The sequence below is a fragment of the Mycolicibacterium holsaticum DSM 44478 = JCM 12374 genome (assembly GCF_019645835.1).
GTDB classification, from domain to species: domain Bacteria; phylum Actinomycetota; class Actinomycetes; order Mycobacteriales; family Mycobacteriaceae; genus Mycobacterium; species Mycobacterium holsaticum.
The window spans coordinates 3712520-3733631 of record NZ_CP080998.1 but is presented as its reverse complement, the minus strand read 5'-3'; the positions used below and the strand labels follow the sequence as shown (position 1 = coordinate 3733631).

The 21112-nt window shown below is 66.7% G+C and carries 19 protein-coding genes and 1 tRNA gene; 10 read left to right on the top strand and 10 right to left on the bottom strand.

Annotated elements, in window-relative coordinates; all coding sequences use genetic code 11:
• Nucleotides 1-15 precede the first annotated feature (15 nt).
• The 3 genes from pgm to K3U96_RS18100 all read left to right on the top strand — a co-directional run bounded on the left by pgm (nt 16) and on the right by K3U96_RS18100 (nt 3041).
• Nucleotides 16-1650: a phosphoglucomutase (alpha-D-glucose-1,6-bisphosphate-dependent) gene (gene pgm / locus K3U96_RS18110; RefSeq protein ID WP_220690630.1), complete on the top strand. Its 1635-nt coding sequence runs from the start codon at nt 16-18 to the stop codon at nt 1648-1650.
• A gap of 10 nt (nt 1651-1660) precedes the next feature.
• Nucleotides 1661-2914, top strand: a complete 1254-nt coding sequence (locus tag K3U96_RS18105) for an MFS transporter (protein ID WP_220690629.1) — start codon at nt 1661-1663, stop codon at nt 2912-2914.
• A 54-nt stretch (nt 2915-2968) separates the two neighbouring features.
• A tRNA-Ala gene (locus tag K3U96_RS18100) sits at nt 2969-3041 on the top strand.
• 130 nt (nt 3042-3171) lie between these two features.
• Here K3U96_RS18100 and K3U96_RS18095 read toward each other — a convergent pair.
• From K3U96_RS18095 to rnhA, 3 genes are all read right to left on the bottom strand, one after another.
• On the bottom strand, nt 3172-4722 hold the full coding sequence (locus K3U96_RS18095) for an HNH endonuclease signature motif containing protein (RefSeq protein WP_220690628.1): 1551 nt from the start codon (nt 4720-4722) through the stop codon (nt 3172-3174).
• Nucleotides 4723-4969: 247 nt separating this feature from the next.
• Nucleotides 4970-5971 (bottom strand): glycoside hydrolase family 6 protein, encoded by a 1002-nt coding sequence (locus tag K3U96_RS18090; RefSeq protein WP_230982184.1) that lies wholly within the window; start codon nt 5969-5971, stop codon nt 4970-4972.
• Between the two features lie 37 nt (nt 5972-6008).
• Nucleotides 6009-6470 carry a ribonuclease HI gene (rnhA, locus tag K3U96_RS18085; protein WP_220690626.1) on the bottom strand — a complete coding sequence of 154 codons (462 nt, stop codon included), beginning with the start codon at nt 6468-6470 and terminating at the stop codon, nt 6009-6011.
• A 129-nt stretch (nt 6471-6599) separates the two neighbouring features.
• Here rnhA and K3U96_RS18080 point away from each other — a divergent pair, with 129 nt between their 5' ends.
• Nucleotides 6600-6869, top strand: coding sequence for a YdeI/OmpD-associated family protein (locus K3U96_RS18080; protein ID WP_069406931.1), 270 nt, complete (start codon nt 6600-6602; stop codon nt 6867-6869).
• Here the strand turns inward: K3U96_RS18080 and K3U96_RS18075 are convergent.
• Nucleotides 6866-8083, bottom strand: coding sequence for an NAD(P)/FAD-dependent oxidoreductase (locus tag K3U96_RS18075; RefSeq protein ID WP_220690625.1), 1218 nt, complete (start codon nt 8081-8083; stop codon nt 6866-6868). The two genes, K3U96_RS18080 and K3U96_RS18075, sit on opposite strands and share 4 nt — an antisense overlap.
• 276 nt (nt 8084-8359) lie before the next feature.
• On the opposite strand from K3U96_RS18075, the gene K3U96_RS18070 reads away from it, so the two are divergent.
• Nucleotides 8360-9712, top strand: a complete 1353-nt coding sequence (locus K3U96_RS18070) for a hypothetical protein (RefSeq protein ID WP_220690624.1) — start codon at nt 8360-8362, stop codon at nt 9710-9712.
• Between the two features lie 13 nt (nt 9713-9725).
• On the opposite strand, the gene K3U96_RS18065 is transcribed toward K3U96_RS18070, so the two are convergent.
• Complete coding sequence (locus K3U96_RS18065) at nt 9726-10646, bottom strand: NAD(P)H-dependent flavin oxidoreductase (RefSeq protein WP_220690623.1); 921 nt, start codon at nt 10644-10646, stop codon at nt 9726-9728.
• Between the two features lie 107 nt (nt 10647-10753).
• Here K3U96_RS18065 and K3U96_RS18060 point away from each other — a divergent pair, with 107 nt between their 5' ends.
• Genes K3U96_RS18060 through K3U96_RS18050 form a run of 3 tightly spaced genes read left to right on the top strand, consistent with a single transcriptional unit; the run spans nt 10754 to nt 13525 of the window.
• Nucleotides 10754-11770, top strand: coding sequence for a Rieske 2Fe-2S domain-containing protein (locus K3U96_RS18060; protein ID WP_220690622.1), 1017 nt, complete (start codon nt 10754-10756; stop codon nt 11768-11770).
• Between the two features lie 16 nt (nt 11771-11786).
• Nucleotides 11787-12869, top strand: coding sequence for an NAD(P)H-dependent amine dehydrogenase family protein (locus tag K3U96_RS18055; protein WP_220690621.1), 1083 nt, complete (start codon nt 11787-11789; stop codon nt 12867-12869).
• 29 nt (nt 12870-12898) lie between these two features.
• A complete protein-coding gene (locus K3U96_RS18050; protein WP_220690620.1) occupies nt 12899-13525 on the top strand; it encodes a TetR/AcrR family transcriptional regulator in 627 nt (208 codons plus the stop codon).
• An 82-nt stretch (nt 13526-13607) separates the two neighbouring features.
• On the opposite strand, the gene K3U96_RS18045 is transcribed toward K3U96_RS18050, so the two are convergent.
• Together K3U96_RS18045 and K3U96_RS18040 are read right to left on the bottom strand one after the other, a co-directional pair.
• Nucleotides 13608-14732, bottom strand: coding sequence for an acyl-CoA dehydrogenase family protein (locus K3U96_RS18045; RefSeq protein WP_220690619.1), 1125 nt, complete (start codon nt 14730-14732; stop codon nt 13608-13610).
• Nucleotides 14733-14745: 13 nt separating this feature from the next.
• Nucleotides 14746-15984, bottom strand: coding sequence for an acyl-CoA dehydrogenase family protein (locus K3U96_RS18040; protein ID WP_220690618.1), 1239 nt, complete (start codon nt 15982-15984; stop codon nt 14746-14748).
• A 164-nt stretch (nt 15985-16148) separates the two neighbouring features.
• Here K3U96_RS18040 and K3U96_RS18035 point away from each other — a divergent pair, with 164 nt between their 5' ends.
• Nucleotides 16149-16511, top strand: coding sequence for a PAS domain S-box protein (locus tag K3U96_RS18035; RefSeq protein WP_205871093.1), 363 nt, complete (start codon nt 16149-16151; stop codon nt 16509-16511).
• 3 nt (nt 16512-16514) lie between these two features.
• Here K3U96_RS18035 and K3U96_RS18030 read toward each other — a convergent pair whose 3' ends face one another.
• Both K3U96_RS18030 and K3U96_RS18025 read right to left on the bottom strand, forming a co-directional pair.
• Entirely contained in the window at nt 16515-17165 is a 651-nt protein-coding gene (locus K3U96_RS18030) for a ScbR family autoregulator-binding transcription factor (RefSeq protein ID WP_220690617.1), read from the bottom strand.
• A gap of 63 nt (nt 17166-17228) precedes the next feature.
• Nucleotides 17229-17897 carry a TetR family transcriptional regulator gene (locus K3U96_RS18025; protein ID WP_220690616.1) on the bottom strand — a complete coding sequence of 223 codons (669 nt, stop codon included), beginning with the start codon at nt 17895-17897 and terminating at the stop codon, nt 17229-17231.
• 521 nt (nt 17898-18418) lie between these two features.
• On the opposite strand from K3U96_RS18025, the gene K3U96_RS18020 reads away from it, so the two are divergent.
• Nucleotides 18419-19339 carry an FAD-binding protein gene (locus K3U96_RS18020; RefSeq protein WP_220690615.1) on the top strand — a complete coding sequence of 307 codons (921 nt, stop codon included), beginning with the start codon at nt 18419-18421 and terminating at the stop codon, nt 19337-19339.
• On the opposite strand, the gene K3U96_RS18015 is transcribed toward K3U96_RS18020, so the two are convergent.
• Nucleotides 19286-21085, bottom strand: a complete 1800-nt coding sequence (locus tag K3U96_RS18015) for a putative bifunctional diguanylate cyclase/phosphodiesterase (RefSeq protein ID WP_069407867.1) — start codon at nt 21083-21085, stop codon at nt 19286-19288. The two genes, K3U96_RS18020 and K3U96_RS18015, sit on opposite strands and share 54 nt — an antisense overlap.
• Nucleotides 21086-21112: the final 27 nt, after the last annotated feature.

Genomic DNA, 21112 nt, shown 5'->3' with positions numbered 1-21112 from the left:
AGCACAATCGGGTTCATGGCGGCCAATCCGCGTGCCGGTCAGCCGGCGCAACCCGAAGACCTCATCGACGTCGCTGCGGTGGTCACCGCGTACTACACGACCGAACCGGACCCGGCCGATCCCGATCAACAGGTGGTGTTCGGCACGTCCGGGCACCGCGGGTCGAGCCTGGACGCGTCGTTCAACGAGGCGCACATTCTGGCCACCACGCAGGCGATCGTGGAATACCGCGCCGCGCAGGGCACCACCGGTCCGCTGTTCATCGGGCGTGACACCCATGCGCTCTCCGAACCGGCGTGGGAGTCGGCGCTGGAGGTGCTGGCCGCCAACGACGTTGTGACGATGATCGATTCAGCCGACCGCTACACGCCGACACCGGCGATCAGCCACGCGATCCTGACCTACAACCGCGGCCGCAGCGACGGCCTGGCCGACGGCATCGTCGTCACCCCGTCACACAACCCGCCGCGCGACGGCGGCTTCAAGTACAACCCGCCCAACGGTGGCCCCGCCGACACCGACGCCACCGGTGCCATCGCCAAACGCGCCAACGAACTGCTGGCCGGCGGGCTCAAGGACGTGCGGCAGATCCCGCTGTCGCAGGCGATGAGCCGGGTGAAGCGACACGACTACCTCAACGCCTACGTCGACGACCTGTCCAACGTCGTCGACATGCACGCGATCAGCGCCGAGGGTATCCGCATCGGCGCCGACCCGCTCGGCGGTGCCAGCGTCGACTACTGGGGCGCGATCGCCGAGCGGCACAAGCTCGATCTCACGGTGGTGCATCCGTACGTGGATCCGACGTGGGCGTTCATGACGTTGGACACTGACGGCAAGATCCGGATGGACTGCAGCTCACCCCATGCGATGGCGCCGTTGGTGGCCAACCGCGATGTGTATCAGATCGCGACCGGCAACGACCCCGACGCCGACCGGCACGGCATCGTCACACCCGACGCCGGACTGCTCAACCCGAACCATTACCTGGCGGTGGCGATCGACTACCTCTACAACCACCGGGCGGACTGGCCGCCTGCCACGGCGGTGGGCAAGACCACGGTCAGTTCGTCGATCATCGACCGGGTGGCCGCCGGGCTGGGACGCAAACTGGTCGAGGTGCCGGTCGGTTTCAAGTGGTTCGTCGACGGATTGCTCAGCGGCACCATCGGTTTCGGTGGCGAGGAGAGCGCAGGCGCGTCGTTTCTGCGGCGCGACGGGACGGTGTGGACCACCGACAAGGACGGCATCATCTTGGCGCTGTTGGCATCGGAGATGCTCGCGGTCACCGGTTCGACGCCGTCGCAGCGCTACGAGGCGCTCGCCGAGACGTACGGCGCCCCGACCTATGCCCGCATCCAGGCGCCTGCTGATCGCGAGCAGAAGGCGCGGCTGGCCAAGCTGTCGCCCGAGCAGGTGACGGCCACCGAGCTGGCCGGCGAACCGATCACCGCCAAGCTGACATCCGCGCCGGGCAACGGGGCGCCGCTCGGCGGTTTGAAGGTGACGACCGAGAACGCGTGGTTCGCCGCGCGCCCGTCAGGCACCGAGGACGTCTACAAGATCTACGCCGAATCGTTTCGCGGGCCCGAGCATCTGGCACAGGTGCAGGACGCGGCCAAGGAAGTGGTCAATAAGGTCGTCAAATAGGGTCGCCGGTGTGAGTTCGTCCGCGGCGGGTGCACGCACCAAGGAGCGGTTGCCCCCCGAAGTCTGGGTGCTGATCGCCTCGAATGCCGTGATCGCGCTGGGCTACGGGGTGGTGTCGCCGGTGTTGCCCGAGTACGCCCGCCATTTCGGCGTGGGTATCGGCGCGGCGACGTTTGTCATCACGGCCTTCGCGGTGATGCGGCTGTTGTTCGCTCCGGCAGCTGGTCAGCTCGTGCAGCGCCTGGGGGAGCGGCGCATCTATGTCAGCGGGTTGCTGATCGTCGCGCTGTCCACCGGGGTGTGCGCGTTCGCCCAGACGTACTGGCAGCTGTTGTTGTTCCGGTCGATCGGCGGGATCGGCTCGACCATGTTCTTCATCTCGGCGCTGGGGTTGATGATCCGGATCAGCCCGCCCGACGCCCGCGGCCGGGTGGCAGGCATGTTCTCCTCGGCGTTCCTGGTCGGTTCGGTGGGCGGGCCGGTGTTGGGCAGCCTGACCGCCGGTTTCGGGTTGTCCGCACCGTTCCTGATCTACGGTGGTGCACTCGCGATCGCGGCCGCAGTGGTGTTCATCAGCCTGCGGCACTCCTCGCTGGCCGCCCCGGCGCCGGATGTCCAGATCAAGGTCACCTTCGCCGAGGCGTTCCGCAACGGGGCGTATCGGGCCGCGCTGTTGTCGAACTTCGCCACCGGGTGGTCGGCGTTCGGTCTGCGCATCGCGCTGGTGCCGCTGTTCGTCGTCGAGGTTCTCGACCGCGGCGTCGGCACGGCCGGCCTGGCGCTGGCGACGTTCGCAATCGGCAACGTGGTCGCCGTCATCCCCAGCGGGCACCTGTCGGACCGGGTCGGGCGCCGGATCCTGCTCATCATCGGGCTGACGGCGGCGGGCGCGGCCACAATCGCGGTCGGGTTCAGCGACGACCTGACAGTGTTCTTGGTCACGGCGTTCTTGGCGGGTGCGGCGACGGGGATGTTCAGCTCGCCGCAGCAGGCCGCCGTCGCCGACGTCATCGGCAACAAGGCGCGCGGCGGCACCGCCTTGGCCGGGTTTCAGATGATGGCCGATCTGGGTTCGATCGTGGGTTCGCTGCTGGTCGGGCAGATCGCTCAGCACCTGTCGTTCGCGTGGTCGTTCGTGATCAGCGGTGTGATTCTGCTGGCCGCCGCTGTCGGGTGGTGCTTCGCGCCCGAAACCCGCCTTCCGTCGGCCGAACATACTCCGGCGCGCCCGCTCGGACCCGAAGCCGCCGGGGAGCTGCCGTGACCAGCGATTTTGAACGGTAACCTGGCAGTGGTGTAACTTCGATGGGCACGACACGGGGCTATGGCGCAGCTGGTAGCGCACCACACTGGCAGTGTGGGGGTCAGGGGTTCGAGTCCCCTTAGCTCCACTCCATCGGAAGCCCGCTTCGGCAATAGGCCGAGGCGGGCTTCGTCGTTCCATAGCGCCCCATCAGGCCAGCCATGCTGATGCCGGCGCCGTCGAATTATTCGAGGCGCCACGATCTCTCGCGCCGGCGGTCAGGCCGCCCGGTCTCCTGGGGGCGCCGGACCGCCGGGCTCGCTGGCTCCGGGGAATGACCGCGCGGCAGCCGATTCGCCTTCGACGACCTGGTTGTCGTCGGCGGGCGCGGCATCCGACTGCGGGCCTGCAACCGGGATGTTGGTGGGTTCGGTTGACGGTTGGTCTTCGGGCTCGTCGTCGGGCCGCAGGAGGCGTTCGGGTCGGTGGTAGAAGTTGAGTCGGGCTTGGCCGGTGTCCAGGTTGGATGGTGGTAGCCATTCGACTTCGCAGCGGTCGTTCATCCGGGTGGTCCAGCCGCCGTCGGTGTCGACGCTGCGGTTGTGCGGTCCGCAGGCCAGCCCGAGTTCGTCGACGTTGGTGTTGCCGCCGTCGGTCCAATCCGCCACCACATGATGGGCTTGACAACCGTATGCGCCGACCGTGCAGCACGGTTTGGTGCATCCGCCGTCGCGGGCGATCAACATGATCCGCTGCGTCGGCGAGGCGGTGCGCCTGGCGCGGTACAGATCCATCGCTGATCCGGTTGCTTTGTCGAACACCGCCAGATAGTGGTTGGCGTGCGCGGCCAGCCGGACCACATCGGCGATCGGCATGACGGTGCCGCCGCCTGTGGTGCCGACCCCGGCGCGAGACTCCAAGTCCTGCAACGTGGTTCGGATGATGACCGACACCGGCAGCCCGTTGAGCCGGCCGAGTTCACCGCTCATCAACGCGATGCGCCCGACGGCGACCAGCGCATCGTGCTGACGTTGGGCCAGGGTGCGGTGGTCGTTGTCGATCTGGGCCTGCGTCGGCGTGCCCGACGTGCACGGTTCGGGATCGTCGGGGTTACACATGCCAGGTGCGGCGTACTTGGCGAAAATCGCCTCCCACACCGCCCACGCCTCCGGGGTCAGCATTGCGCGCAGTTCCACCATCCCGTCGGCGCCCTGTGGGGACTTCCTGACCCCACGCTTGCGGGCCCGGTCGACGTCGGTGGGCTCCGGTCCGTCCTGATCCAGCAGAAACAACGTCAGGTCAGCGGTGTCGGTGAGTTCTTTGGGCCCGACTTTGACCGCCGTACGCACCAGGTCGACCTCGAACTGGTCGCGGGTGGCCGCATCCATCCATCCCGGCAACTTGGCCACCGATTTGCGGATGACCTCGACGTGTTCGGCGTTGATCAGCCCGTGCGCTTGAGCGGCGGCGGTGGCGGGTAACGCCGGCGGCAGCGACGGACCCGTCACCGACTGGCGCGGCGCCAACAGTTCGGCTTCCGTCAACCGCCGGTTCGCCTCTTTCGTCGAGATCCGGTAGCGAACCCGCAGCACTTCTTTCCACGAGTGGGCGCCCATCTCCGCCGGCGTCGTCTCGCACCGCAGACGCGCCAGCAAGCGGTGGCTCATCGTCGGCAGCTGACACGACAACGTTTCCACCTCATCGAGAGCGGCCACCAGTTCAGGGCGGGTCAACAGGTCCAGATCGCACGCCGCCACCTCTTCATAGGCGGCGCGCAACCCGGCTATCGCCGCCTGCAGCCCGTTTCCCGCCATAGTTCGAACATACATTCGACGTCCGACAAATCCGGCCCGGTCGCGGTTCCTTCAGGCGTGACCGCCAAAAGGGGGTGCACGTTATTGGCCAGCTGTAGTCGCGCGATCGGCGGTTAGCGTCCGCCTGAAGTTGGCCAGATTCGAGATATCGACGTAATCCACTGCGGTGGCGGACATTACTTCGACCTCACCGACTTGTTATGCACCGACGACCGACAACCGGTGACAACGCGCGGGTGCATCGCACCCGCCCAAAACGCTCCTACCAGCCGGCGTTGCGGGCCAAATCGATGGCGTACTGGTTCACGAAACGTCCCGCGGGCGGTGCGCCGTTGCGGCACGCCCCGTCGGATTCACCGGGACGCTTGACCCACAGGTAAGCGTCGACCTGTGGGTTGCCGGTCTGGGTCGTCGGCCGCGCACCGAGCGCCCGGCCCTGCGGGTTGCACCAGTACAACTCCTCGTCGGTCGGTCCGGCGCCGTTGCGCGACGTGTCGATGACGAAGTGGGCGCCGTTGGTGAGCCCGGAAATCGCCGCGCCGTATCCGATCGACTCCTCGGTGGTGAAGAAATTCGCGGTGTTGAGGCTGAAGCCGCGCGCCTTGGCCACCCCCACCTCGTTGAGGCGGGCGGCCATGTTCTCCACACTCACCCAGCGCGGGTGGCCGGCATCCACGTACACGGCCGTGGCCGGATTACGGGTCAGCGTGTCGATCGCGTAGCGCATCAGGTCGACGCGTTCCTGACGCTGGTCTGCCGACAGACAGTCGGCCATGGCGAGCGCGTCGGGTTCGAGGATGACAGCCGCCGGGCCCGAGCCGATGGCGGCTGCGACGCCGTCGATCCATCCGCGATAGGCGCCGGCCGACCCGAACCCGCCGGCGGCGAAGCTGCCGCAGTCGCGATTGGGAATTCCGTACAGCGCCAGGATCGGCATGGCGCCGGCCGCCTGCGCCGCGGCGATGTACTTCGCGTCCACCGCGGGTGTCGATAAGTGGTCCATCCAGTACGCGGTCGGCGTATCCGCGATGGCGTTCAGCTCGGGGCTCGGTGGGTTGGCCCCGTCCGCGGCGACCCTGGCCTTCGATTGCGGGTTGACGTAGAACGGCATGCCGGCCAACGGGTTGGCCTCTGCGGCGAGTCGGACGTGCGGGGCGGGCTCCACCTTCACCGGGTCGGCGACCAGAGCCATGCCGGCAATCGCGGTAACTGAGAGGAAGGGGACGGTCCAGCGGACGACTGCGGAGACAGCTGAGGACTTCACCCCGAGAAAATAGAGCCTCGGCGCGACAAAGCGCCAATCAGCCGGTGCCCAGTGGCGCCGCGAGTGCTTCGTGCAGCCCGCGGGTGGCCAGTTCGTCGGCCAGTTCGTTGTCGGCGACACCCGCGTGCCCCTTCACCCAGAACCACTCGACGCGGTGCCGCGCACACGCCGCCTGCAACCGCTGCCACAGGTCGACGTTCTTGACCGGCTGCTTGGCCGCTGTCCGCCACCCGTTGCGCTCCCAGCCGAGAACCCACTTCGTGATGCCGTTTCGGACATAGGTGCTGTCGGTGTGCAGATGCACCACCACCGGTCGGGTGAGCGCCTCCAACGCCATGATCGGCGCCGTCAGCTCCATTCGGTTGTTACTGGTGAGGCTCGTTTCGCCGCCGTACATCTCGCGCACGTGTCGGCGGTGCCGCAGCACCGCGCCCCAGCCGCCGGGACCGGGGTTGGGCCGACAGCCACCGTCGGTGTGGATGACCACAACATCCTCCATGCGCCGAGAATAGGCACCGCGCTGAGCAATTGGCGCCGCGACACACATCTCGCCGGAAGTGAACCTGGGCAGGTGACGCCGGCGCATCTTCGATTTCGCCGTCACAACCGCAGACGTATCGTGGCCGCTGTGAGTAATCAGCGAGTACCCGGCGGGGTCGTGCACAAGCTGCCCGCGGATCTACGGACGGCGTTGATCGCCAACGACACGGCGCTGACCGCGTGGAAGGACATCACGCCGCTGGCGCGCAACGAGTTCATCTGCTGGGTCGAGGATGCCAAGCAAGCGGCAACTCGCGAACGGCGCATCCGGCGCACCCAGGAAGAACTGGAAGAGGGCATGCGCCGGCCGTGCTGCTGGCCGGGATGCAAACACCGCGAGCGCAACGGCAAGCCCTAATGCCCGTATGCCGGCGCGGCCTGTATCTGCGGGGCCGCCGCGGCGAGCAGGGCGGCACGGTCACCGGTGAGCGGGGGATAGATGCGCTCGCGGTTGATCGTCTTCTTGGTGGCCTTGGCCTCTGCGCCGGTGCTGACGACCCGACGCTCCCAGCCTTCGGTGTAGACCGCTCCGGCGCGACCGAGGTCGAGAACCGTGACATACCAAGGGATTCGCAGCGCCAGTAGGGGAGCGCCCAGCAGGTCACCGATGACGTTGTAGCCGGCGTAGCGGCCCATCGGCCTGCCGTGCTGACACGACATCACCGAGACGTGTTCGTCGTCCATCCTGGCCGCGGCCACATCCCCGGCGGCGAACACTCCGGCAACACCTTGGACGCGTAGATAATCGTCGACGGGCAGCCGGCCCAGGCTGTCACGGGGCACACCGAGGTGCGCGGTCAACGGATTCGCGCGCATCCCGGCGCACCACACCACGGTGGCCGCATGCACCACCTCGCCCGACGACAGCGTCACGCCGTTTCCGTCGACGGCGTTGACGCCGACACCGGTGAAGGCCTCGACGCCGTTGCGCGCCAAGGCGTCCTCGATGACCGGCCGAGCCGACTCGCCCATGTCGGAGCCGACACGCGGGTTGCGGTCGACGAGGAACACCCGGGGCGTGACCGACGGGCCGAGTACATCGGTCAGCATGGACGGCAACTCGCTGGCGATCTCGATGCCGGTGAGGCCGGCGCCGACGACCACCGCCGTGGCGGTCGCGGGACCGGGTGCATGTCGGGCCAGATCCTGCAGGTGGGTGTGAAGTTTCGTCGCGCCGTCGTATGTGTCGACGTCGAAACCGAATTCACTCAGCCCGGGCAGGTCCGGTTTGACCACCCTGCTGCCCAGCGCCAGCACGAGGCGGTCGTAGCCGAGCGTTGCGCCGTCGGCCGTGCGCACGGTCGCCGACGAGGCGTCAATGCCGGTCACCTCTGCCGCAATATGGCCGACGCCGGCCGTCGCGAGGAGGGGCTGCAGCGGAATCCGGCACGGGCTCAGATCGGCCTCGTAGTTGCGGACCCGAATGTCGTGAAACGGCTGCGTGCTGACGACGGTGACGTCGACGGCACCGTCGGGCACCTCGAGTTCGTCGAGGCGCCGCGCGGCTCCCAGCGCCGCCCACAAACCGGCGAATCCGGCTCCCAAAACCAGCACGCGCTGTGTTCGCGGCACGGTCACATCGTTGCGTCGCGCGACGGCTCAGAACAAGTGTCGGCGTCGAGCATTTCTGCACCGGGCTGTGCCTGGGACGGATCTGAGTCCCTGATGCAGAAGTGGCGGACGGGTCGAATCGTGCCTCCGAGCAGCGGCGCGTCGACGGGCGGATTCGCAGCGGATTGGTGCAGTTGCCCGTCACTCTGTGCGACAATGGCGACCGACTATTCGCGGGCGGGGGCTTGCTGGACGGAGGCGATCATCCCTACGTCAGTTTTGCGCATCTCAGCGGGCGTGTGCACGCTCGCATTAGGCCTGTTCATCGGCAGTGCCGGCGCGGTCGCCGCGGCGGACACCGACTCGGGCGGTTCGTCGACTTCCGGTCAAGGTACGGCTAGTACCAGCCAGAGTTCCGCGTCGGCGGGCGGGCTGTCCGACGACGCGGACACCAGTTCAACGAAGGGCACGACGGGCGCGGCGACGGTGCAAGCCGGCGTTGACGACGATTCGGACGTCACTCGTCCCTTTGGACAGGCCAGGCAGCGAATCACGTCGTTCTTCAACGGCCTCACCGGCGCGGCGGACGTCGACGCCGACGACGATGACTCGGCCGCCCTGACCCCGGACCCGGAGGACGTCGCGGCCGAGGAGGAAGAGGAGTCCGCGGCGGACACCGCCCCCGCTGATGACCTGGCCGTCACCACGCCGGCGACCACTACCCCGGCTGCCGCCTCGACCACGCCCACCGCATCGTCGTCGACGGCGTCGAGTTGGCGCGACGCCGTGCAGTCGGCGCTGACCCGCACGCCCACACCGGGGCAGGGCATGCAGGACAGGTTCTCGCCTTACTACTCCGCCCAGTTCCTGAAGGCCATCGAGCCGATCACCAATGCGTTCACCACGGTGGTGCAGGTGATGGAGACAGTGCCGCGCACCCTAGCGGCGCTGCCGACCTCGAAGACCCCGATCACCGACGTCATCACCTCGATGCAGTACATGCTCACCACGGTTGCCGGTGCGATCGTCCCGATCGTGTACGTCCCGTCGAACTTGTACGCGCTGATGGTCACCATGCCGCCGACCACGCTGCCGGTGTTCCCCGGAGTGGTTCCTTCGGAGCGCCCCACGCCGGCGCCCAGCACAGCGGCCCCGCTTTTCGGCCCGCAAGTGTCGCCGGCGCTGTACGTCGCGCCCGCCGGTGCGTCGTTGTTCGGCGCGAAGACGCCCCGCGCCGGGCTCGGAACCATCGTCAGCAACGGACTGAACCAGCCGCTGTCGGTTTCCGGGACGGTGGCGTCAGCTCCCGAAACTGTCAACTCACCGGCCGCGAAGTCGTTCCTGGACCACGTCGTCAGCGCAGTGCTGGTGCCCGCTTCGTTGACCGCGCTGGCCGCGCTTGCGCTGCCGGGTGTCGCGGGCCTGCTGATCATCGTCGCCGCAGGTATCCGCCTCGGATACCGCCAGGCCAAGGCCGCGTTCGCGGTGCGGGCAAGCGGTATCGCACGCTTCGCCGGGCCCGGACCGCTCGGCGTCGTGCGGTCTGGCACGCTGATCACGCTGCGTCAGCGCGCCCGAGGCCCGCGGACCGCACGGGCGGTTTGCCCGCAGGCCGCACGCACCGTGCGCACGCTGGAGGAAGTCGCCTAGTACCCCGGCGTCGTCACGCACCCGTCCGGGAGTGCGCCCCGGCCAGCGCCGTCTGGATTTCCTTCCATGTCCGTTGCACGATCTCGGACACCGGTAGCACGTCGGCGATGCGCGACGAAACCTGCCCGGTATTGGCGACGCTGGCGTCCATGTCACCGTCGAAGTAGAGCTGGGTGATCTTGCCGAGGAGTTCGGCTTCGGGATCGTTGGCCGCCACCCGGGCGGCCAACCCGGTGCGCAGCACCCGCATCGTCGGGTTGCCGGGAACGGCGAGAAGCACCGTGCCCGAGTCGTCGGCCGCCACGATTGCGTCCTTGAAATTGGCGTGCACTGCGGACTCCAGGCTGGCCAGCATCCGCGTGCCCATCTGAACCCCCTCGGCGCCCAACACCAACGCGGCCGCGGCCGACCGGGCATCGCACATGCCGCCGGCCGCGATGATCGGCAACTCGACGTGATCGGCGACCAGTGGCAGAAGCACGACCGTCGACGCGCCCAGCAGCGACTTGAACCCGCCGCCCTCGACACCCTCGACCACCAACGCGTCCACGCCCGCGTCGGCGGCCTTCAGCGCACCCTTCAGCGATCCGACGACGTGGACGACCGTCATGCCGGCGTCGTGCAACCGGGCGGTGAACAGACCCGGATCACCCGCGGAGGTGAAGACGTGCCGAACTCCGGCCGCGGCCAGCGTGTCGACGATGGACGGGTCGGTTTTCCAGCCCTGGATCATCAGGTTCGCCGCGACCGGCTTGTCGGTGAGCTCACGCACCCGCAACAGGTCTGCGCGGCCCTGCGGGGTGAGCGTTTCGATCATGCCGAGCCCGCCGGCGTCGGAGACCGCCGCGGCGAGTTCAGCGCGGGCGATGTAGGTCATCGGTGCCTGGACGACGGGGTAGTCGACGCCGAGCAGGGTCTGTATGCGGTTGGCCACGCGATCATTGTGTCCGGCCTGGTCGTCGCGCGGGCCAACCACTGGCGTTTTTAACATTGAGTGCTCTATCATTTTGCCGTCCGGCCCGGGTCGAAGAGAGGACGTCGATGGCCAAGCCGCCGTTGTCGATGAAGCCCACCGGATGGTTTCAGGTCGCATGGTCGGCCGAGATTTCACCGGGCGAGGTCCGGCGGATGAAGTACTTCGACCGCGAGATGATCGGCTGGCGCACCGCGTCCGGTGAGGCCGTGGTGATGGACGCCTACTGCGAGCATCTCGGCGCCCACCTCGGTTACGGGGGCCAGGTGGAGGGCGAGGTCATCCAGTGCCCGTTCCACGGTTGGCAGTGGAACAAGGAGGGACGCAACGTGTGCATCCCTTACGAGAGCCGCCCCAACCGGGGCAGGCGCATCCGCAGCTACCCAGTCACCGAGCGCAACGAGTCGATCTACATCTGGCACGACATCGACGAGCGACCACCGTATTTCGAGGCACCCGACGTGTTCGCGAGCTTCGCCGACGACAGCAGCGCGGATGATTACTACCCGCAGATGACGCTGTTTCGCGAATCGCTGGAACTGCATCCGCAATACGTCCTCGAAAACGGGGTTGACTTCGCGCATTTCAAGTATGTGCACAAGACGCCGATCGTGCCGGTGTTCACCCGCCACGATTTTGCGCAGCCGGTGTCGTTCGTCGACTTCACCATCACCTTCGAGGGGGACGAAAGCCAGTCGATCGACGACGTCAAGAGCGGCGTCGAGGCGATCAACGGCGGGTTGGGCATCGCTGTCACCAAGAGTTGGGGCATGGTGGACAACCGGACCATCTCGGCGGTCACCCCCGTCGACGAGCGCACCTCCGACGTGCGCTTCATGGTCTACATCGGCCGCCCCAGAACCGCTGTCAAGGACCCCGCGCGCGCCGAGGCGAAGGCTCGACAGTTCGGTGAGGAAGTCGTCCGACAGTTCACCCAGGACATTCACATCTGGTCGCACCAACGCTATTCGGATCCCCCCGCACTGGCCGGTTCTGAGTACGAGGGCTTCACCGCGATCCGCAAGTGGGCCACCCAGTTCTATCCCGACGGGCCCGGCGGCACGGCCGCCGCGCGTACACCCTGAGAAAGGTCGACCCCGTATGAGCGCACGCCCCATCCGTGTCTTCCAAGTAGCGACCGGCAACCTCGGCACCGAGATGATCAAGCGGATCGGCGGGTATCCCGATCTGCAGCTGGTTGGATTGCATTGCTACACAGCAGAAAAGATCGGCCGCGACGCCGGCGAGATCGTCGGTATCGATCCGGTCGGTGTGACGGCGACCGGCACCGTGGAGGAAATCGTGGCGGCCAAGCCCGACGTGCTGACCTTCCACGGGGTGTTCCCCGACGAGGATCTGTACGTCAAGGTCCTCGAGGCGGGCATCAACATCGTCACGACCGCGGACTGGATCACCGGCTGGCACCGCGACACCAACCACCCGCACCCGTCGGGCAAGCCGGTGTCGCAGCTGTTGGCGGCGGCGTGTGAGAAGGGCGGTTCGACGTTCTACGGCACCGGGATGAATCCCGGCCTGAACCAGATCCTTGGTGTGGTGTGTTCGGCCGACGTCGCCGAGATCGAGAACGTCACCACGGTCGAATCCGTCGACGTGTCCTGCCATCACTCCAAGGACACCTGGATCGAGGTCGGCTACGGCAGGCCCGTCGACGATCCGGAGATCCCGGGCATGCTCGAGAAGTACACCCGCGTCTTCGCTGACAGCGTGCTGATGATGGCCGACTGCTTCGGCCTGGAACTCGACGAAGTGAAGTTCTCCTACGAATTGGGTGCCTGCACAAAGGATGTCGACCTCGGGTGGTATCAGCTGCCGAAGGGATCGCTGGGTGGCAACTACATCAAGTACCAGGGCATGGTGGACGGCGTGCCGCGCGTCGAGACCCACCTGGAGTGGCAGATGACCCCGCACACCGACCCGCACTGGGACATCCAGGGCTGCTATATCACCCAGATCAAGGGCGATCCGTGCATCTACAACAAGCACATGATCTTCCCGAAACCCGGTGTGGACCTGTCGGATCCGTCGAACTTCGCGTCGATCGGTATGACGGTCACCGGTATGCCCGCCCTGCACGCGATCCGGTCGGTCGTCGACGCGCCGCCGGGAATTCTCACCAGCGCCGACGTACCCCTGCGCGGTTTTGCCGGGCGGTTCAAGAAATAGCAGTCGATGCCTACCCGTCGCGCTCGGCCATGACCCGCAACGTCGCCCCGCGCCGTCCCATGAACGGCAAGCAGGAACGTGCGGACAGAACCCGAGCGATGGTCATCGACGAGACCGTCCGCTGCGTGCTCGACGAGGGGTTCGGCGCGGCGAGCGCCAAGCACATCACCGAGCGCGCGGGCGTGACGTGGGGGGTGATCCAGTACCACTTCGGCGACCGCGACGGATTGCTGATGGCCGTCGTCGACGAAGGCTTCGCGCAACTGCAGGCCTGTCTGGGTGAGCTTGAACCCCGGCTGGGCGAACGCTTCGGCCGTCAGCGCGCCGAACTGGTGATCAACGCGGTGGCCGACGCCTTCTTGAGCCCGACATCGGTTGCCGCCCTTGAGATCCTGATCGCAACCCGCACCGGCCGCACCGGCGCGCAGCAGCGTCATCTCGCCGAGCTGTTCACCACACTGACCCGGCTCGGGCGTTACGTCGCCGAGGGTCTGGACGCCGAGCACGCCGACGCCGTCGGCAACCTGATCTGGACCACGCTGATGGGTGCGATGGTGGCCAAGATGACGGTGTCAGAACCCATCGACGTCGGTCGCGAGTTGCGGGCCCTGACCGACGTCGTCACCGCCTACATCGACCAGCGGCTGCACGCCTGAACGCGCCCTGCGGCGCCGAGACCGTCGCTTTGGCGGGGACTTTCTCGCCCCTTTGTCCCTTTTGGGCGGAGAAGCGAGGTACTCAGGCGCGGGTCAGTTTGGCGTACCGGGTCACATGGTGGTCGGTCGAACCGAACTCGTACTGCAGCGCGGTCAGCCGTTTGAAGTAGTGACCGATCGCGAGCTCTTCGGTCATGCCCATCCCGCCGTGCAACTGCACGGCCTGCTGGCCGACGAACCGCGCGGCCCGGCCGATCGTGGCCTTGGCCGCCGACACCGCGCGCGCCCGCACCGCCGGTTCGGCGTCCAGGTTCAGGATCGCCAGATAGGCCGCGGCCACCGACTGCTCGACCTCCGTGTGCATGTCGACCATCCGGTGCTGTAGCGCCTGGAAGCTGCCGATCGGCTGCCCGAACTGCTGACGCTGCTTGGCATATTCGACGGTGTCGGCCAACACCTTTCGCATGCACCCCACGGCTTCGGCGCACACCGCGGCCGCCCCCTCGTCGCGGGCCTGCTCCAACGACGGGCCTGCCGCACCCTCTTCGCCGAGCAGCGCATCACCCGGTAGCCGCAGGCCGTCGAAGACCAGATCAGACGCGCGGCGATCGTCGACGGTCCGGTAGTGGTGAGCCTTGAGGCCTTCACCGGCATCCGCGAGGTCGACGGCGAAGAGCGAGACCCCGCCGGCCGTGCGTGCGGTGACGAGGAGATGAGACGCCAACGGCGCGCTGGCCACCACGATTTTCGTGCCGCGCACCACCCAGCCGTCGCCGTCGGGTTCGGCAACCGTGGCCACGTCAAGCCAGTTGCCACCCGACTCGGCTTCGGTGGCGGCCAGGGCCACCACCGCCGTTCCCGCGACGACGCGCTCCAGCAGCGAGGTCGCCACCGCGCCACCGGCGCGGCGCAGCAGCCCACCGGCTACCACGACAGTGTCGACGTACGGTTCCACCACCAGCGCCTGTCCCAGCGCCTCGGCGATAACCATCATCTCGACCGGTCCGCCGCCGATGCCGCCGACCTCCTCGGGCAACGCCGCCCCCAGGATGCCCAGCTCGTCGGCGAATCCCGCCCAGACGTCCGGCTGCCACCCGGGGCCCGTCTTGGCCGCGGTCCGGCTCGTCTCGAGGTCGTACCGCGTCGACAGGAACTTGACCAGGCCGTCGCGCAGCAGTTCCTGTTCCTTGCTCAGCTTGAAGTCCATCGCAAGCCCTCCGTCACAGTCCGAGAGCCGCTTTGGCCAGGATGTTTCGCTGAATTTCGTTGCTGCCGGCGTATATCGAGCCGGCACGATCGTTGAAGTAGCGCAGCGGTGCGACGGCCTGCCACGGTTCACCGCTGAGGTAGCCATCCGGCGGCGGCTCGAACTGCGCCACCGGTCCGCCCGGACACGTGCCATGGGGTTGGTAGGCCCGCCCGCGGGGACCGGCCGCCTCCATCGCGAGTTCGGTGATGGCCTGACTCAGTTCGGTGGCAAGCACTTTCAGCATCGACGACGCGACGCCGGGGTTCTTACCTTCGGCCACTGTCGCCAGCACCCGATATTCGAGGATTTCCAGCACTTCGGTGCGGATGCGCGCATCGGCGAGCCTGCGGGCGAAGGCGGGGTCGTCGATCAGCTTTCCGCCGTCGGGCGCCGGCTGCTCGGCGGCGACGGCGGCGATCTCGTCGGCCATCACCTGCAGCGCGGGGGAGGAGGCGCCGCCGCCGCGTTCGAACTCCAGCAGGTACTTGGCCACCGTCCAGCCGTCGTCGACCTCGCCCAGCACGTTCTTCGTGGGCACCCGGACCTCGTCGAAGAAGACCTGGTTTTGCACCTCTTCGCCGGAGGTCATCACCAGCGGGCGGATCTGGATGCCCGGCGAGGTCATGTCGATGAGCACGAACGTGATGCCTTGCTGCTTCTTCTGGGTTCTGGACGTCCGCACCAACGCGAACATCCAGTTCGCTTCGCGGGCGTGGGTGGTCCAGATCTTGCTGCCCGTACAGATGAGGTCCCCGGTCGATTCATCGACGACGGCCGCCATCGACAAGGCGGCCAGATCCGAGCCCGCTTCCGGTTCGGAGTAGCCCTGGCAGAAGAACACCTCACCGGTCAGGATCCGGGGCAGAAAATAGTCTTTCTGCTCGTCGGTGCCGAACGCGATCAACGCGTGGGCCACCATCCGGATGCCCATCGGGGACAGCGACGGCGCGCCGGCGAGTGTGGATTCCCGGCTGAAGATGTAGTGCTGGGTGAGGCTCCAGTCGCAGCCGCCGTATTCGACCGGCCATGCCGGGGCGGCCCAGCCGCGCTCGTGCAGGATCCGCTGCCACTCCATGCTCGCGTCGTGGTCGGCGTAGACACTGGTCATCAACCGGCCGGCGCGGCGTAGCTCAGGCGTCAGCTTGTCTTCCAGAAATGCCCGCACCTCATCGCGAAAGGCGATATCGGCATCTGACCACCTGAGGTCCATCGTCGATCCCCTGTCTGCAGAGCGGCCCTCACAGGGTAAACCTAGTTAGTTAAGTCGCGGAATTGTGGGGTGCCGTAAACCGATCATGGATGACGGCGTACGCGACAACCGTAATAATCGGGGTTATGGAGCGGCGGCGAGGCGGTCAGGACGGAAAATCACCGATGGCGTTGTTGCGGGAGTTGCCCGCGCTCGTGGTGCTCGAACGGCTACCGGTGCCTGTGCTTGCCATCGCCGAAGACGGTGAGATCCTATTCGCCAACGCGGCGTTCGGCGACATGGTGGGTCATACCCCCGAAGCCGTCACGAAGCTGAAGTTTCCTGAGGTCTTTCACACCATGCCGACCGACGAGTCGGCCGTATCGTTGGTGCGGGCCCACGCCAACCTGGTCGTCGAACTGCTGCATCAGGACGGCTCGGTGGTGCGGGCGAGGATGAGCAAGTCGGCATTGTTGCGAGGTGACGATCCGGTGGCCCTTGCCACGTTCCAGGACCTCACCGAACGGCTGTGGGACCGGGAACTGTAGCCGCTAATCGGAGGCCGAGCGCCGCATCGACTCCCTGGCCAGGAACGCGCGGAAGTAGGGCAGCGATTCGTCGGTAACGATCCCGGGTAGCAGCAGCTCCCACATCCAAGCTGAGCGCTCCAGCACGTCAGGCCCGGAAGCAATTGCACTGGAAAGCAATTCGATGCCCAACATCGCGCTGATGATCGACTCGCTGGCCCTGCGCGTATCGAGATCGGGCCGCAGATCACCCTCCTCGATCCCCTCGCGCACACCCAAAGTCACGGCGTGGATCCAGGCCTCGTACTGGCGCGTTGCGACCTCGTTGAACCCCCCGAGGGCCTGAAGAAGATGAAGCCCGCTGCGTGCCACCAGATCCGTGCGCAGCAGCTCACCGACGACGAACACACCGTGAATGATGCGTTCCAGTGCGGGCGCCGACGACTGCCCGATGTCCCTGAACGCACCAAGCAGGATGGCGTTGCCCTCCTCGATGATCGCGCTGGCCAGCGATTGCTTGGAGTCGAAGTGGTAATACAACGCACCCTTGGTCATCTCGGCGTGCTCGAGGATGTCGCCCAACCCGGTGGCGTCGTAACCGATCTCGTTGAACAGGTGAACCGCCGAGTTGATGATCCGCTGCCGCGTCGCCTCAGACCGGGCTTGGCGCGCCATGGTGGCTACCTCCGCGAGTCGGTCGGCCCACCGGTTGGCGGTTGCCTGGAGGCAAATATTAGATCACCGGGGCAGGGGCTTGGCCTTCCTGATCGCGATAACGGTCCGTCTCTTAATGAATTCCGTGACGTAGGCCCTGCGATCGTCGGTGACGAACCCCGGTAGCACCAGCGTCCACGCCGCCCGGAAATCGTGCAGGAAACGTTCGGGTTCGGCCAGGTCGCTCGTCTGGCGAAGGCCCTGGTACAACGACACCAGCAGCCGCGCGACGCTCCTCGGCTCGACGTCGTCACGGACGTCGCCCTCGCTCGCGGCCTTCTCGAGGATCCGGGTGAACGCGTCGATCCACTCGGTGAGCACGCGGGTCTGCAGGTCGTCGGCCCGGCCGACCGACTCGAGCAGGTTCAATCCGGCCCGAGACAGTTCGTCACCGATGTCTTCGGTGGCGATGAGGAAACAGATGTCGATGAGCGTCTCCAGGCCGGAGAGGCGACGCGCCAGCAGTTCATCGACCGACGCCCTGGCTTCCGCGGACCGTTGGTCGACGATCGCCGAAGCCAACGCGTGCTTGGAGCGGAAGTGGAAGTACATCGCGCCCTTGGTCACCGATGCATCGGCGAGGATGTCATCGAGGCTGACCCGGCTGTAGGGCCGCTCTGCGAAGAGCTTGGCCGCCGCGCGCACGATCTGCAGCCGCGCGCCGTCCGAGCGTCGGTCGACTTGTTCGGTCACTGTCGGTAGCGCCGTCCGATCGTTAATATTCTTTGCCGTAAATTACTGAACCGAGTAATTCTTTCATCCGCGGGACGTGAGGGACAGGGGCACCCGGACGAATCTGCTGCATATCGCCGCGCCGCCGAACTCTCGCCGGGACGGGCCTGCCGGGGCCCCGTGGCGCCGGCAGATTGCTAAATACTCTAAGTCATGTTGTTACGGGCATAACAGCCGAAAAGTATGTAAAGTGCAGCCTGTGATGACTTGCGGTTCGCGCCGACCTGCACATTGGCGTGCAGTTCGCGGCCGGGCCGGATTTCGGTCGTCACGACCGACCCAATGCACGTCGCATCAACCTTCGAAGACACGTTCGGCGATAGCCGTGCTCGACGCCGGCAAACCTCTTCGATTTCAGCGGTCGGATGGGGCGGCTTCACGTGGCCCCGCAATCTATGTCTGTTTTGTTCGCCCAACGGCTACGGCCGTTGCTGGTGTCGAGGTCAACGCCAGCTCCTACAGCAATACTGAGGTAGTTAACGGTGAATTGGGATGAAGAAGTTGACCTGGTATGTGCCGGCGATGGAACCGCGGGCCTGGCCACCGCCATCGCGGTGGCCGATGTAGGTGGTGACGTCTACATCGCCGGTTCCGCTGCCGCACCGACCCCTGGCGAGAGGGCGAACCGGATCTCGCCGTGGTTAGGCCTCGACAGCTTCGACGAGGAGACCAACGACTACCTCGCGGCGCTATCGTCCGACCTCGGCCCACTGCCGCTGCGTTCGGCCAGCGACCTCGATGTACCGATCCGGGTGGTGTCCGAGCCCTCGTCGACGCAGTCCGGCCGCACCGTGGCCCCGTTCGTCGGCGCACGGCTCGGGGACTGGGCCGCGCGCTGCCTGGCTTCGCCCTACGGATATCTGCACTCCCGGGTGTCGGATTGGCACTCGAGCACCGTGCAGGCCAGCGACGGCGACATGATCGCCGTCGCGGATATCGGATCGATCGCACCCGCCCCAGGTGATCCGAGCGCATCGGTGCACGATTGGCTGCTGGCGCAGGCACGTGACCGGCGCATCGAAGCGCACGCCGGCAGCGTGCTGCAACGCATCGTCTTCGAGGAAGGCGCCGTGGTCGGCGCGGTGTTCACCACGCCCGAGGGTCCGCTGGCCGTGCGTGCCCGACACGGCGTCACGGTCGCCGCAGGCGGTGCCCACGTCGGATCGGCCAGTTCGGCTCGGCTACCGGCCGGCGATTCCGCGCTGCGGGTCTGCTTGGTCAGCAAGCACGCCAGCCGGTTCGGGCGCGTCGAGCTGCTCACCTCGGAATCCCTCGGTCAGCCGGTCCCACCTACCTGCCGACCGGTTAACCGCCGGTTGCACCTGAACCTGCACGCCACGCACGACCGCTCACCCCAGTGGCGTTGCGGAAAAGTGCACGGGCATACGTCCTTTGGCCAGTAGCGCCACCATCTCCTCGCTTGGGATCGGACGCGATAGCAAGAATCCCTGAGCGCGGTGACATCCGTGCTGCAGCAACGTCATTGCCGCGGCGTCGGTTTCGACACCCTCGGCGACCAACTCCAGGCCGAACGCCTCGGCGAGCGCGATGATCGCGCGCACGATCGCGAGGTCGCCCGCGTTGACCCCCAGGTCACGTACGAAGCTTCTGTCGATCTTGAGCGTGTCGACAGGCAGCGACTTCAGGTGCGACAGCACGCTGTAACCGGTGCCGAAGTCGTCGATGGCGAGCTTCACCCCGACATCTTTCAGCGCCGCCAGCGTGATACGGGTGGTCTCGATGTCTTGCACCACAACGCTTTCAGTGATCTCCAGACATACCGATGTGCCGTCGAGCCCGAACTCGTCGAGGATGTCGGCGACCGATTCGGCGAACCCGCCGGTGACCAACTGCACCGGTGAGACGTTGATCCGCAGCAGTGCATCGTGTCCCACGCCGCGCGCCCGCCAGCTGGCGAACTCGGCGCAGGCAGCGCGCATGACCCAGCGGCCTAGTTCACCCGCGAGGTTGATCGACTCGGCGACACCGATGAACGCATCGGGTGAGAGCAAACCACGGGTCGGATGCTGCCAGCGGACCAACGCCTCCGCGGCCAGGATCTCGCCGGTGCGCATGTCGATCTCGGGAAGGTAGTGCAGAACCAGCGCACCGCCTTCGATCTGACTTTGCAGGTGAAGTTCGATGTCATTGCGAAATTCGCTGTCCAGCACCATTTCGTCGGAGAACACCGCCACCTGGTTACCGCCCGAACTCTTGGCGTTGAGCACCGCTTGGTCGGCGCGTCCGAGCAGGTCCGAGGTGGAATCTCGGCCCGGAATGCCAACTGCCACACCGACACTGACTGTGCGGGTGAGCATCTCACCGTCGACGGCGACGCGTTCGTGCAGCGTTGATTTCAGTTGATGGGCCAAAGCCTCCGCCTCGGCGCACTCCATCGGTCTGGCGGGTACCACCACGAACTCGTCACCGCCGAGTCGCGCGATCATATTCGGGCCCTCTGCGTACTCCGTGAGCCGCTCTGCCAGGGTTCGGATGAACCAGTCGCCCGCAGTGTGGCCGAGATAGTCGTTGATCGCCTTGAGCCGGTCCAGGTCGAAGAACAACACCGCAACCGGACCGGGTTGGCCCGCCTGCAGTCGGGCGTCCAGGCGCGTCAACAGCGCGCGGCGGTTGAACAGCCCGGTCAGGTCGTCGTGTTCGGCCAGGTAGCGCAGTTGGTCCTCGGCGTCGATACGGGCCTGCACCTGGGCGAACAGCGAGGCGATCGCCTTGAGCGCGTTCAGCTCGGCCGGTGTCCAGTCGCGGTCGCCGAACTTGACGAAGCCGAGCACCCCGGAGGTGATGTCACCGGAGAGCAGCGGTACGCACGCCATCGAGGTGGCGGGCACCTGCCGGCCTTCGTTGATCGTGTGCTGGTATTCGTCGGTCGCCGGTTCGGGGCGGAAAACGATCGGCTCCTTTTGGTGCTCGGCGAGCGCGAATACCGGGTCGGCGTCGTTGAAATACACCACCGCCAGCGGGTCCGGGTCAGGGATCCCGGGGCGCACCGGCCACTCGGCCACCAACACCGAAGCCCGTATCTCGTGATCGTTGCGGCGCAGGAAACTGACGTCCACCCCGAAGTACTCCACAAGATCGGCCAGCACGCGCTGGCTGACCTCCACCTCGCTGGCCGCGTTCACACCCATCAACTCGGTAGCGACCGATGTGACGAG